General features: G+C 66.3%; 9 protein-coding genes. 4 read left to right on the top strand and 5 right to left on the bottom strand.

Translation table 11 applies throughout. The features are described from left to right. The first annotated feature begins 9 nt into the window (after positions 1 to 9). Positions 10 to 1809, top strand: a complete 1800-nt coding sequence (locus ACJ8AT_RS12315) for a DUF885 domain-containing protein (RefSeq protein ID WP_407737891.1) — start codon at positions 10 to 12, stop codon at positions 1807 to 1809. Positions 1810 to 1854: 45 nt separating this feature from the next. Here the strand turns inward: ACJ8AT_RS12315 and ACJ8AT_RS12310 are convergent, their stop codons facing one another. The 3 genes from ACJ8AT_RS12310 to carB form a co-directional block, all read right to left on the bottom strand. Then, on the bottom strand, positions 1855 to 2781 hold the full coding sequence (locus tag ACJ8AT_RS12310; RefSeq protein ID WP_407737889.1) for a C39 family peptidase: 927 nt from the start codon (positions 2779 to 2781) through the stop codon (positions 1855 to 1857). A 54-nt stretch (positions 2782 to 2835) separates the two neighbouring features. Continuing rightward, positions 2836 to 3738 carry a hypothetical protein gene (locus tag ACJ8AT_RS12305; RefSeq protein WP_407737888.1) on the bottom strand — a complete coding sequence of 301 codons (903 nt, stop codon included), beginning with the start codon at positions 3736 to 3738 and terminating at the stop codon, positions 2836 to 2838. 88 nt (positions 3739 to 3826) lie between these two features. Beyond that, on the bottom strand, positions 3827 to 7066 hold the full coding sequence (gene carB / locus ACJ8AT_RS12300) for a carbamoyl-phosphate synthase large subunit (RefSeq protein ID WP_407737887.1): 3240 nt from the start codon (positions 7064 to 7066) through the stop codon (positions 3827 to 3829). A gap of 131 nt (positions 7067 to 7197) precedes the next feature. On the opposite strand from carB, the gene ACJ8AT_RS12295 reads away from it, so the two are divergent. The 3 genes from ACJ8AT_RS12295 (at position 7198) to ACJ8AT_RS12285 (ending at position 10184) form a co-directional block, all read left to right on the top strand. Further along, complete coding sequence (locus ACJ8AT_RS12295; RefSeq protein ID WP_407737886.1) at positions 7198 to 8049, top strand: hypothetical protein; 852 nt, start codon at positions 7198 to 7200, stop codon at positions 8047 to 8049. 292 nt (positions 8050 to 8341) lie between these two features. Then, positions 8342 to 9676 (top strand): hypothetical protein, encoded by a 1335-nt coding sequence (locus tag ACJ8AT_RS12290; RefSeq protein ID WP_407737885.1) that lies wholly within the window; start codon positions 8342 to 8344, stop codon positions 9674 to 9676. Between the two features lie 13 nt (positions 9677 to 9689). Then, positions 9690 to 10184: a hypothetical protein gene (locus ACJ8AT_RS12285; protein WP_407737884.1), complete on the top strand. Its 495-nt coding sequence runs from the start codon at positions 9690 to 9692 to the stop codon at positions 10182 to 10184. A gap of 392 nt (positions 10185 to 10576) precedes the next feature. Here the strand turns inward: ACJ8AT_RS12285 and ACJ8AT_RS12280 are convergent, their stop codons facing one another. Together ACJ8AT_RS12280 and ACJ8AT_RS12275 are read right to left on the bottom strand one after the other, a co-directional pair. Next, complete coding sequence (locus tag ACJ8AT_RS12280; protein ID WP_407737883.1) at positions 10577 to 12052, bottom strand: serine/threonine-protein kinase; 1476 nt, start codon at positions 12050 to 12052, stop codon at positions 10577 to 10579. Between the two features lie 162 nt (positions 12053 to 12214). Continuing rightward, positions 12215 to 13081, bottom strand: coding sequence for an MBL fold metallo-hydrolase (locus ACJ8AT_RS12275; protein ID WP_407737882.1), 867 nt, complete (start codon positions 13079 to 13081; stop codon positions 12215 to 12217). Between the last annotated feature and the right edge of the window lie 211 nt (positions 13082 to 13292).

Raw genomic sequence — 13292 nt, 5'->3', positions numbered from 1 at the left:
CGAGGCCTCATGTCCCCGCTGCGTGCAACGAGCGCCCTCTCCGCGCTCCTGCTGCTGTCCTCCGCCTGTACCGCTTCGCACCCGCCGTCCCAGACCGAAGCCACCGCTGGCTCCCTGGCCTCCTCCGAGCAGACCGCGAGCCTGTCCCCCGCCCAGGCCGCCCTGCGCACCTTCGTGGACGCGCACTTCGAGGACACCTTCCGGCGCTTCCCCACTCAAGCCACCCAGGCAGGCATCCACACCTATGACGGGGAGCTGCGAGGCTTCACCCCCGAGGATCGCGCCGCGCACCTCGCTCAGCTCAAGGCGGAGCTCGCCGCGCTGCCCCAGCAGGTGAACCGCGCCGCCCTGCCCCCGCTCGACCAGGCCGACTACGACATCCTCGAGAACCACCTGCGCGCTCGCATCCTCGACTACGAGTTCGTGCGCGGCTGGGAGCGCAACCCCAACACCTGGCTCGGCACGGCCTCCTACGCCGTCTTCCAGCTCATCAACCGGGACTTCGCTCCGCTCGATCAGCGCATGCGCTCGGCCGTGAGCCGCATGAAGCAGATCCCCGCCGTGTTCGCCACGGCCCAGGCCACCCTCAAGAACCCGCCGAAGCTGTGGACCGAGATCGCCCTCCAGCAGGCCCAGGGCACTCGAGCCCTGTACGCGGAGACGCTGCCCAAGGCCTTCGAGCCGGTGAAGGACGCCGCCCTCCAGGAGGCCTTCAAGCAGGAGCAAACCCGCTGCCTGGCCTCCATCGATGGCTTCATCCGCTTCCTGCGCGAGGAGCTCCTGCCGCGCTCGAACGGAGACTTCGCCATCGGCGAGGCCGTCTACCGCCAGAAGCTCCAGTACGAGGAGGGCGTCACCGAGGACATCGACTCGCTGCTCGCCTGGGGGAAGGCGGAGCTCCAGCGCACCCAGGATCAGTTCCGCCAGGTGGCTTCGAGGCTCGCGCCGGGCAAGGACCCGATGGACGTCTACCGCGAGCTGGGCAAGGACCACCCCACTCCGGCCGAGCTGGTCCCCTTCACGCGCGCCACGCTGGAGGAGATCCGCCAGTACCTCGTGGATCACCAGATCATCACCATCCCCAGCGAGGTGCGCGCCCTGGTGGCCGAGACGCCCGCCTTCAACCGGGCGCTCTCCTTCGCCAGCATGAGCATGCCCGGCCCCTTCGAGACGCACGCCACGGAGGCCTACTTCTACGTGTCACCGCCGGAGCCCACCTGGAACGCCGAGCAGACCGAGCAGCACATGAGCTTCTACAACCGCTACGCGGTGCCGCTCGTCTCCATCCACGAGGCCTACCCCGGCCACTACGTGCAGTTCCTCTGGACGAACCACCGGGTGCGCTCGAAGGTGCGGCAGATGCTGGGCTCGGGCTCCTTCACCGAGGGCTGGGGGCTCTACACTGAGCAGATGATGCTGGATGCGGGCTTCGGCGGCTCGGGCCCCAACGCGGACAAGCTGCGGCTCAACCAGCTCGCGCTCTACCTGCAGCGGCTGGCGCGCTACCAGGTGGGCCTGTCCCTGCACACGCGCGGGATGACCTACGAGCAGGCCGTGCGCTTCTTCGAGGAGCAGGCCTATATGACGCACACCAACGCCGAGCGCGAGGCCAAGCGGGGCACCTCGGATCCCACCTACCTCGTCTACGCGCTGGGAAAGAAGATGCTGCTGGAGCTGCGCGAGGAGGCCCGCGCGAAGTGGGGCGCGAGCTTCACGCTCCAGCGCTTCCACGATCAGGTCGTCTCGTACGGCTACCCGCCCATCCCCATCCTGCGCCGGCTGGTGCTGGCGGAGGAAGGCGGGCACTGAGGCAGGGCGCTCGGTGAGGAGCGCCCTGTCCCGAGGGCGCTCCTCTCAGCCGAAGATGGAGTGCCAGGCCTTCTTCGCGCCGTCGCCGATGGCCTTGCCCGCGTCCTTGGCGGCGTGCTCGACCTTGTCGGCGGCCGTCGTCACGTCGGTGATGACATCGGTGACGGCGCGAGCCGGGGCGGTCTTGATGGCGCTCCCCAGGCTGGACTTGGGCAGATGGATGTCCGCGGCGTTGCGCGTCGCTCCGTCACCGCCCACCACCTTGCGCCCATCGTTCGGCACCACGGAGATCATCACGTTGCTGAGCCCCGTGCTGATGCCTCCCATCTTGAGGTTGTTCCACTTCTGCTGGAAGTCCTCGGCCGACATCTTGTAGCGGTAGCCGCCGGCGCTGTCCGCGACGACCACGTCGGTGATCTTCCCGCTGTCGTCGCGGTCGTAGCCGGACACCGTCATGTAGTGCATGTTGGCGTTCTTGTTGCTGTCCGGATCCATCAGGATGATCGGCGGCACGCCCTGGTCCACCATGTGCGCGAGATCCTCCACGCTGGCGTCCGTCTTCATCTCGGCGCGCATGCCGTGGTCCCGCGCGTAGCTCACGATCTTGTCCGGCGCGGTGAACAGATCGAAGTGGCGGATGGAGCTGTCCACCTGCTCGTGGGTGGTGGGCTTGCCCCAGTAGGTCAGCACGTTGGCGAGCGACGTGGTGCCGCACGCGTTGGTGTTGCCCTGGTCCTGGGCCAGCACGCCCAGATCATTCGGGGACAGCTTCTCGGCGCCGCTCGGCGCGAAGGCGGACAGCGCGGCCGGGGCGCTGCTGCTGGCCACGCCCTTCTGGAAGGCAGAGTCGCCCGAGAAGCCCGCCGGCTGCGCCGTCGGGGTGCTCGCAGGGGCCTTGGTGGCTTGAGCCGGGCTCGGGCCCTCGACGGTGTGAGGGCGGGGGGGAGCAAGCGGGCTGTTGATGCGAGTCATGGGGGATCTCCGGGGAACGTATGGAGATTATCGCTGAAATTGAAAAGCGGTTGCTCACCGGGGTGCACGAACGACGGTGCCCCCCGCCTCATTCACCCAATAGAGGCTCCCGGAATCGATTGTGATTCCGGTAGGTTCCGCCTGCTCCGCGGCGAAGGTCTCGGGCTTTCCACCCGAGCGCGCCATCCTCCGGATCGTGCCGTCCTTGCTGCCCGCGGCCCAGTAGAGGAAGGAGCCGTCCACGGCGATGGAGCGCGGGTGGCTCTCGCCTTCGGCCAGCTTCTCCAGGGTCCCGCCGGCCAGGGGCACGCGATGGATGCTCCCGAAGAAGGTGGTCCAGTAGACGTGCGTCTCGTCGAGGGCCAGGCTGGTGGCGTTCTGGTCCCCACGCGCCAGGAGCTCCTCGGGCCCGCCGCCCAGCGGAGCGCGGCGGATGGAGCCATCGGCGTTGGTCCAGAACACGTGCGTGGCGTTGGTGGCGACGTCGCCGGGGCCACTGGTCTGATCGCTCACCGCCGAGGCCGCCCCGCTGGAGACCGCCGCCTTCATCATCGTCCCGGACTTGTTGGACCAGAAGACGTAGCCCGCCGCCACCGCCACGTCGCCCGGGTCTGACTGGTGGGTCGCCACGGGGGTGGGCTCCCCTCCCGCGAGCGGAACCTTCAGGACCGACTGGTCGCCAGGGTTGGCCCAGTAGAGGTCCGTCGAGCCGAGCACGATCCCCTGAGGCTGCGACAGCCCCGAGGCCCGCCGCTCGGGCGTGCCTCCCGCGAGCGGCAGGCGCATCACCTCGCCGCCCGAACGGTTGGTCCAGTAGAGGAACGTCCCGTCCGAGGCGAGCGAGGAAGGGCCCGCCTGCCCCGAGGCCAGAACGGTCTCAGGCCGTGGCCCGCTGCTGGTGCAGGCAGCGGCCAGGGACAGCACGACAGCCAGCGCGGCGCGGGTGAGCGAGTGCATGAGCTGCCTCCCGAGAGAAGATGGCCAGTCTGCCACCCTCGGGAAGGGCCTTCCACCCGTCGCCTTTGGCCGCGGGGGCCGCGGGGGGCTACGCGTGCCGCTGCGCCAGCTTGAGGTAGTCCTGCAGCGGCTTCACGCTCAGCTCCGAGCGCCGCAGCGCCTCCAGCGCGCCCACCGCCATGCGCGCCTGCTGCACCGTCGTGTAGTACGGGATGCCGTGCATCAGGGACTCGCGGCGGATCGAGAAGCTGTCGGCGATCTCCTGCTTGCCGAACGTGGTGTTGATCACGAGCATGATCGCCCCATCGACGATCTTGTCGACGATGTTGGGGCGCCCCTCCTTCACCTTCATCACCCGCTGGGCCTGGATGCCCTTGGTGGCCAGGTACGCGTGGGTGCCGCCGGTGGCCACCAGCTCGTAGCCCATGGCGCGCAGGCGCCGGGCCAGATCCACCACCGCCGGCTTGTCCTCGTCCTTGACGGAGATGAACACCCGGCCCGCGCGAGGCAGCTTCACCCCCGCCGCCAGCTGGCTCTTGGCGAAGGCCGACGCGTAGTCATCCGCGATCCCCATCACCTCGCCCGTGGACTTCATCTCCGGGCCGAGGATCACGTCCACGCCCGCGAAGCGCGCGAACGGGAACACGGACTCCTTCACGGCGACGTGCTTGAACTCGACCTCCTGCGTCTGGCCGAGCTCCTCCAGCGTCTTGCCCACCATGCAGAGGGCCGCCAGCTTCGCCAGCGACACGCCGGTGGCCTTCGAGATGAACGGCACGGTGCGGCTGGCGCGCGGGTTCACCTCCAGGATGTAGATGGTCTTCCCCTGGATGGCGAACTGGACGTTCATCAGCCCGACCACGTTCAGCTCGCGGGCCAGGGCGATGGCCTGATCCTTCATCCGCTCCACGAGATCCGGCGACAGCGAGTGCGGCGGCAGCGTCGCGGCCGCGTCTCCCGAGTGCACCCCCGCCTCCTGGATGTGCTCCAGCACCCCGCCCACCAGCACCGCGCCCGTCCGGTCCGCCACCACGTCGAGATCCACCTCGATGGCGTCCTTCAGGAAGCGATCGATCAACACCGGGTGCTCGGGGGACGCGCTCACGGCCTCGCGCATGTAGCGCTCCAGGCTGGCCGCGTCGTACACGGTCTCCATGGCGCGGCCGCCCAGCACGTAGCTGGGCCGCACCATCACCGGGTAGCCGATGCGCTCGGCGATCCGGAACGCCTCCTCGTGGCTGCGGGCCACGCCGTTCTCCGGCTGCGTGAGCCCCAGCTTCTCGATCAGCTTGGCGAAGCGCTCGCGATCCTCGGCCCGGTCGATGGCGTCCGGCGAGGTGCCCAGCACGGCCAGCCCCGCCTTCTCCAGCGGCACGCTCAGCTTGAGCGGCGTCTGGCCGCCAAACTGGACGATGGCGCCAATGGGCTTCTCGCGCTCGGCCACCTCGAGCACGTCCTCGATGGTGAGCGGCTCGAAGTACAGGCGGTCCGAGGTGTCGTAGTCCGTGGACACCGTCTCCGGGTTGCAGTTGACCATCACCGTCTCGTACCCCGCCTCGCGCAGCGCGAACGCGGCGTGCACGCAGCAGTAGTCGAACTCGATGCCCTGGCCGATCCGGATGGGCCCGCTGCCCAGGATGAGCACCTTCTTGCGATCCGTGGGCGGCGCCTCGTCCTCCTCCTCATAGGTGGAGTACAGGTAGGGCGTGTAGGCCTCGAACTCGGCGGCGCAGGTGTCCACCCGCTTGTAGACAGGCCGGATGCCTCGGGCGTGCCGGTGCGCTCGGACGTCGGACTCCGGGTAGCCCAAGAGCTGCCCCAGGTACTTGTCCGAGAAGCCGTGCGCCTTGGCCTCGCGCAGGGCCTCGTCGGGGAGCTGATCCAGCCGGCCGAACTCCTGCAGTTGCTGCGCGCGGTGCACCAGATCCTCGATCTTCCGCAGGAACCACGGATCGATGGCGGACAGCTCGTGCACCTGCTCCACCGTCATGCCCTCGCGGAAGGCCTGGGCGACGTACCAGGGGCGATCGGGGCGAGGCACCCGCAGGGCCTCGTAGAGCACCTTCTCGCGCTCCTCCTTCTCCTGGGGCAGCTCCACCGGCTCCAGCGCCAGGCGCCCGGCCTCCATGGAGCGCAGCGCCTTGAGGTACGCCTCCGAGAACGTCCGGCCAATGGCCATCACCTCGCCCACCGAGCGCATGCTCGTGGTGAGCGTCCGGTCCGCGCGGGGGAACTTCTCGAAGTTGAAGCGAGGGATCTTCACCACCACGTAGTCGATGGTGGGCTCGAACGAGGCCGGCGTGTCGCGCGTAATGTCGTTGCGCAGCTCGTCCAGCGTGTAGCCCAAGGCCAGCTTGGCGGCGATCTTCGCGATGGGGTACCCGGTGGCCTTGGAGGCCAGCGCGCTGGAGCGGGACACGCGCGGGTTCATCTCGATGACGACGATGCGCCCATCCTTCGGGTTGACGCCGAACTGGATGTTGGAGCCGCCGGTGTCCACGCCGATCTCGCGGATGATGCGCAGCGAGGCCTCGCGCAGGCGCTGGTACTCGCGATCCGTGAGCGTCTGCGCGGGGGCCACGGTGATGGAGTCCCCCGTGTGCACGCCCATGGGGTCCAGGTTCTCGATGGAGCAGACGATGATGACGTTGTCGGCCGAGTCCCGGACCACCTCCAGCTCATACTCCTTCCAGCCGAGCACGCTCTCTTCCACCAGGATGGTGGAGGTGGGGCTGGCCTTGAGGCCGGAGCGGCAGATGGCCTCGAACTCGTCGCGGTTGTAGGCGATGCCACCGCCAGTGCCGCCCAGGGTGAACGAGGGGCGGATGATGGCGGGGAAGCCAATCTCCGCCACGACGGCCATGGCCTCGTCGAGCGTCTTCGCGTAGCCGCTCTTGGGCAGCGCCACGCCGATCTTCTGCATGGCGGCCTTGAAGAGCTGACGGTCCTCGGCCTTGTTGATGGCCTCGAGCGAGGCGCCGATCAGCCGCACGCCGTACTTCTCGAGGATGCCCTGCTCGGCCAGGGCCTTGGCGAGGTTGAGAGCAGTTTGTCCGCCCATGGTGGGCAGCAGGGAGTCCGGGCGCTCGGCGGCGAGGATCTTCTCGGCGGCCTCGACGGTGATGGGCTCGATGTAGGTGCGGTGAGCGAACTCGGGGTCCGTCATCACGGTGGCGGGGTTGCTGTTGAGCAGCACCACCTCCACGCCTTCGTCTCGGAGCGCCTTGATGGCTTGGGTCCCCGAGTAGTCGAACTCGACGGCCTGGCCAATGACGATCGGTCCCGACCCGATCACGAGAACCTTGCGGATATCGGTACGCTTGGGCATCGGGGGGCCCCCATAGCACGTCGCTGGGCACATGCACGCGGGGAGTGAACCGGCTTCGTCGCCTGCTCATGGAGTGACACAGGCCAACCGGGCAGGGCTCTGGTAGAACCGGCGCGATCCTTGGAGGTTCCATGCGTCGCTGGTCCCTGGCCTTGCTCGTCACCCTCGCCACTCCTGCACTCGCCCAGGCTCCCGAGCCGGCCCAGGCTCCGCCGGCTGCCCCTGCGCCCGAGGCGAAGGCTCCGGAGAAGAAGGCACCTGCTGCCGCTGAGCCCAAGGCGGCCCCCGAGGCGAAGGCTCCGGAGAAGAAGGCGCCTGCCGCTGCGGAGCCCCAGGCGGCCCCCGAGGCGAAGGCTCCGGAGAAGAAGACGCCTGCCGCTGCTGAGCCCCAGGCTGCTCCAGCAGCGCCTGCTCCTGCGGCGAAGGCTCCCTCCCCTGCTTCCACCGAGGCCAAGCCAACCCCAGCGGCTCCGGCTGCGGCCCCGAAGGCGGAAGCTGCGGCCCCAGCGGCTCCGGCTCCGAAGGCTCAGGCCGCCGCACCGAGTCCTGGGACGGCGGCTCCATCGGGGGCACCGGCGCCACTGGATGCGGTGGAGGCAGACAGGCGGCAGCGGGTGAAGACGGAGGCCCGATTCATCCTCGAGAACCTGCTGACCGGGGACGCGCGCCGGGCCGTGAGCGAGCTGGCCTATCCGTTCCAGCTCGAGGACAAGAAGTACGGCACGCCCGAGGAGCTGGTGGCCGCCTGGGTGAAGCAGTTGCGCGTGAAGCGCACGGACCTCATCTCCCTCTACGACATCGAGGTCCTCCCGCTGGCGGAGATGGAGAAGAAGTACGGCAAGCCGCCGGCACGGCTGGGGCTCGGAAACCTGAAGGACACGGACGTCTACGCGGCGGTGGGCAACCTCTCCGGGCACGCGGCGGTGCTGCTCTTCCGCGCGCCCAAGGATGGGCAGGCGAAGGCATTCGCGTACACGGACTGAAGTCAGCAGTACCCCAGCACTGCGCGACTCAAGTCGCCGTTCTTCGCCCGCGGCGGAGTTCACTCGGGTCGAGCCAGTCTCTACAGACGGGAGGGATGGCCCAACTGAAGTGAGTTGCACGCGGTGCGCTTCCTTCAGGTACCCTTCCAGCCGGTTGGCTTGAGCCAGCGTCCTCTCATCCCGCTTATCCTTGTTACCCGCCAGCTACGTATGGTGTACATGGATTCGAAGTTAGGAGTAGGAAGCGCATGGCTTCCACTCGATGTGGAGGGTTATTTCCTAGGAGACTCAAGTGACTCGGTCGCGTGATTGGGACAACATGTTTGGGGGCTTTGACTCGCTCTTCAAGAGCGTGTCCCGGATGCATGAACTCTCCACGGGACTCAGGAGGGACCATACCTTCGACACGCTGCTCAAGAGCGTGAGCGGCATGAGCGCACTCTCCATGGCAGAGGCAAGCAGCCGCTCCTTTGACTCGCTTCTCAAGAGCGTGAGCGGCATGAGCGCGCTGCGCATGGCCAGCGAAAGTGCTCGAGGCTTCGACTCACTGTTTGAAAGTGTGAGGGACATGAGCGCGCTCACCAAGCCCTTCGAGAGTGCTCGAACCCTCGACTCGCTCTTCAATAATGGTGTCAGGGACATGAGCGCGCTGCGCATGGCTAGCGAGAGCACCCGGGCGTTCGACACACTATTCAAGAGCATGGCTCACTCGCTCACGCTTTCCAACGGATTTGAGAGCGCGGGGGCATTGGATTCGTTGTTCAAGAGCGTGTCTCAGATGAGCACTATGCCCCTTGCTTTCCAGGGCGCCCGAACTCTCGACTCTCTCTTCAAGAGCGTCGCTGGATTGAATGAGTTTGGCGCGGCGGCCGCGATCGCTGGGGTGGTAGGCAACTTCGAAAGGGACCTGACGCGTGCTGCGGTCGCGGCAGCTGCTTTGATTGAGGCAGCAGCCAGCGACCCAGAAGTCCTTGAGGAGGTTCGTGAACAGTCCGCGCTGGTCGACCTGATGACAGATATGGAGGTGCTCGCACAGAGTCCAGCGGACGCTGAGGTGCGAGAGGTGATGCAGCAAACAGGGGCATTGCTTCATGCTCTGTTTGCAAAGCATGAGGCACACCGAAATGCCGCGTCATCCGTCATGGAGAAGCGAGCAATTGAAAAAGTGTTTAAGTTCGCCGTGTCCTTGCTGGTTTCTCTCATCATCACCTACTACGCCAAGTGTGGCCTCCTTAATGGGAAGCAGGCTTCAGAGATTACGAAGCAGGCCTCTGAAGGAGGTGTCCAGGACACAGTGGCACTGCTCTCGAAGGCACCTACGCCTGAGTTGGTACAGGCTGAGGACCTTCCTACGGTACGCGAAGCGCTGGACCACCTCACCGCGAATGAAGAGTCCGCTAAGGCAGCCGATGCTCAAGTCTATATCGTCAGGCGCCATGCGAGGCTGCTGGTGAATCCCTCCGTGAAGTCCACCAAGGTTGCGGATCTCCATCCGGGACAGCAGGTTCTGCTGCTCCAGAAGAAGCACAAGTGGATCCAGATTCAGTACTATAACTATCTGCGTGGTGCGAGCGTGGAGGGCTGGGTGTTGAAGAAGTACGTCTTCGTGGTGTCCACAGCCTTCTAGAAAAGAGCTTGGTGTGGATCCGTTCTGGGAAAAGGTCGTCCTTGCACTCATTGACAAGGGATTGCTCGCGATGGTTGGTACCGGGCTGACCTACTTGGTCACACGTGCCATCGAGAAGTACCGACGGACCCAGGCCATGGTCCTTGAGCTTGGAAAGGCTCGGGCTGCCGCGTACATCCGCATCATCAGCGCCCTGACAGAGTTACAGACCTACTTGGATGATTACCTCATCATGGACAAGAGTGATCCTAAATCTCCGAAACTCGCGGAACTCAGTGAGAAGATCGCAGAAGTCTCAGCCGAGGTTCAAAAGATTGTCAGGCGAGAGAGTGCTCTGATCGAAAAAGAAGTGGGCCATGAGATTGATGAGTACGCTCAGGCCATTGTGCGATTGAAGGAGAGCGTTACAACGTTGACCCCCGCGCAGTTTGAGACACGAAGGGCATCTCTGAGAGAAATCCGCTACCGCCTCCTGCGGTATCTCCCACCACTGACCCTCCCTGATTGAGTAGCGCATGTGAACGGTGATCCTGCTCCGCTCATCAGAACATGTGTATCCGTCCGACGAGCACCGTCGGTTGGCGCGCCGATTGATGCGTGGCAGGTAGTCCTACTTCGCGGCAGACGGATTGAGTATCCCGAGCGCCGCGTAACAGAAGACGTCGGCGTCCAACTCGGTACGCACCTCTGCGCGGTGCATCGCGACCGTCCAATTCGCTGGGCCAAGTCGAGCACGCGCTGCATAGGCCAACTGTGTAGCAGGAACAGCAGATCTCGCAGGTAGCCGAGCGGATCGAGCTCATGGTGCTAACAGTTCGCCAGCAAGGTAATTCCGGCCGCTCCCATTTGCGAGTGGCTTCGCTGAAGAAACCTCTTAAACGAGTTGGTAGGCTGTTCTTTTCATCGTTGATCGCCTGGGCCTGAGGCAGGTTGGCGGTCGTGAGCGAAAAAGGGCACGTAGCACATGCCCTTGAACATCTGACCGTTCACACCTGCGCACTCCTCGGGCTCCAAAGAGAACGTCAACCAGCATCCTCCATTGAGGACGACCTGCCGCTTGCGAGGGCATCTCCCCTTCGCATCAGGCCGCGTCTGCCCTGGCAAGGGTTCGGGGAGCGGGTCCTCGGCCATCACCTCCAGCAAGGACTCGGGTGATTCCTCCTCCGAGGAGCTCGACGCGGCATCGCCGAGCCCCGCCGTGCCCGCATCCGCCCGGCCTTTATTCGCAGCCTCTTTCCGGGCGAAGGACGGCCTCTCTACAGAACGCGGGAGAACTGACCACGCTGCCCACGTGGCCAGCGCCAGGCCTGCGGCGGCTGTCGCAAGCCAGAGCCTCCGAGTCCATGTGCGCACTCGGAGCTTGGCGCGTCTATCTGAGACTCTCGCTCCAGAGAGCTCCTCGCGAACCTGGATTTCCACCTTGGCCGCGTCCCGAGCCTGGGTGCTGAACTCGGTGGGCACTTCCTCGCGGGGCTGTAGCGAAGGTGGCGGCAGTTTCTCCGCCAGACTCGTCGGAATGCTCACCGGCGAGAGTCGCTCCGCGGCCTGCTCTAGCAGTTCAGCCAGATCCGCCGCAGTGCCACGCTCCTCGGGGCGCACCGAGAGCATGCGCAGGATCAACGCCCGCAGCGGCGGAACCACGCGAGCGTCATCCATCAACGCGGGCGGAGCCACCACCGTCTCCACCTTCCAGTTCCCGTGCTCATCCTGGCTGGGCTCGCCCAGCTCCGGGTACTCACCGGTGACGAGCCGGCAGGCCAAGACTCCCAGCGCGTAGAGATCATCCGCTGGCCCAGCGCTGTAGCGAGCCCTGGGATCGCGGAGGAGCCGCAGCTCGAGCAGGGCCGCCTCCGGAGAGCGGTAGGCCAGAGCGCCTGGGATCACGGTGGGCGGCGTGAGTGTCGCGGCCTCCGCGTAGAAGCCCGCGCCGAAGTCCGTGAGGATCGCGCGACCGTCCGTGCGCCGCACCAGGATGTTGCTACCCTTCACGTCCCGATGGAGGCCTCCTTGAGCGTGCAGCGCCTGGAGCGCCCGTGCGAGCTGGGCCATCCACTGGAGCACCTGCTCGGAGCTGGGAGCTTCCAGCCGGGCCCTGTCGTACAGCGACACTCCGTCCACCCACTGCATTACTAGATACGGGTGGCGTGCGCCGCTGGGGTGCTGCCACTCTCCCGAGTCCAGCAGGCGCGGGACACTCGGGTGGTCCACGCGGGAGAGCAGCGTCACCTCGCGTGCGAAGCGCGGATCTCTCGGGTACACGGCGAGCTTGAGCGCCACGGGGCCGACCTGCTCCTGTCCGACTCGCACCGCCTGATACACGGCGCCCTGGATGCCCTGCCCCGCCCACGCCACCACCCGCCAGGGTCCCACCTCCATCCCCGGGGAGAGCAAGGCTGAATGCGGTGCAGAGGTGGGCGGGCTCTTCATGCAGTGCCTCGTCAGGGGTGGGCTCCCACTCTACCCGCGTGCCACACCTGTCAGGACGAAACGTGTGACGTGAAGGCCAGCCAGGAGCGGTCCGGCCGCGATGGAGCACCTTCAGTCGCCAGTGAGCACCGACCAGAAGCACCACTGCACCGTGGGGAGGATGGCCGCGTCGTAGTTCTCCCAGTCTCCATAGGTAGGCTTGAGCGCGTCGATGACTTCGAAGAAGACGCTCCCGAGCTGCTCCGGGGCCGCCAGGAACGTTGATGCCGAGTGCAGATCGTTCAGCCCGCGGCGCTGGAGCGCGGCGACGAACTCCTTGCGGAGATCAGACAGAAACGTCCGGTAGCGAATGACCTCCTGTCGCTTCACGATGGCGCCGTGGCCAGGAACGAAGGTGTCGAAGTCCAGCTGGAGGAGACGATCGAGCGCCCGCTCGACTCCCGAATACGACAGCGGCGCCCCCGGCGGAGGCAGCTGGCCCGGCCATACCAGGTCGACGGCATAGAGGAGACGGCGGCGCGGGAAGTAGCTCGCGACGAGCGCGTCCGTGTGCGCGCCCGCGAGCCGGATCAGCCGGATCTCCTCGCCGCCAATCTCGAGCACGTGCTCGTCTTCATCGAATGTCTCCGTGGGCGCGACGACGTCCGAATACCCGCGCACGCGGATGTCCTCGGCGGTGCGGCGATGCGCGAGCACGATCGGATGACCGCCCAGGGCATCGGCTCCGCTCACATGATCCCGGTGCCCGTGGCTGTAGATGACGTAGCGCAGCGGCTGCCCACCTTCCTTGAGGTGAGCGGCGATGTCCGCCGAGGCCGCGCGATTGAGCGGATCGAACACGACGACGCCTTCGCTCGTCGTCAGCCAGAGCGTGCGGTAGCTGAGCCAGCGGTAGCTTGTGAGCCCGTTGCCGAGCTCCTGGGTATCGGCGCCGGGGACCACCGTGGACTGGAGGGCATCCCGGATCTTTCCGCTCACGACTCGGCGCTCCAGTGACGCACAAGCGCCGAGGCCGAGAAAGAGCGCAAGTGACGCGACGAGCAGGGGGCGATTTGGCATGGGCGAAATATGAAGGCCGATCCATGAGCCGTCAAACTGCCCCCCTTCGGGGCTCGAGCTCGAGCATCTGGATTGAGGCCCGCCGCTACTTGCCGGCCTTGTGCACCGGGCAGAGCTGACCGAGGAACAG

It is taken from the genome of Hyalangium sp. (genome assembly GCF_045802625.1).
In the GTDB taxonomy this organism is placed as follows: Bacteria; Myxococcota; Myxococcia; order Myxococcales; family Myxococcaceae; genus Hyalangium.
Note: the sequence above shows the minus strand (reverse complement) of the source record. Positions and strands in the feature narration are given on the sequence as shown.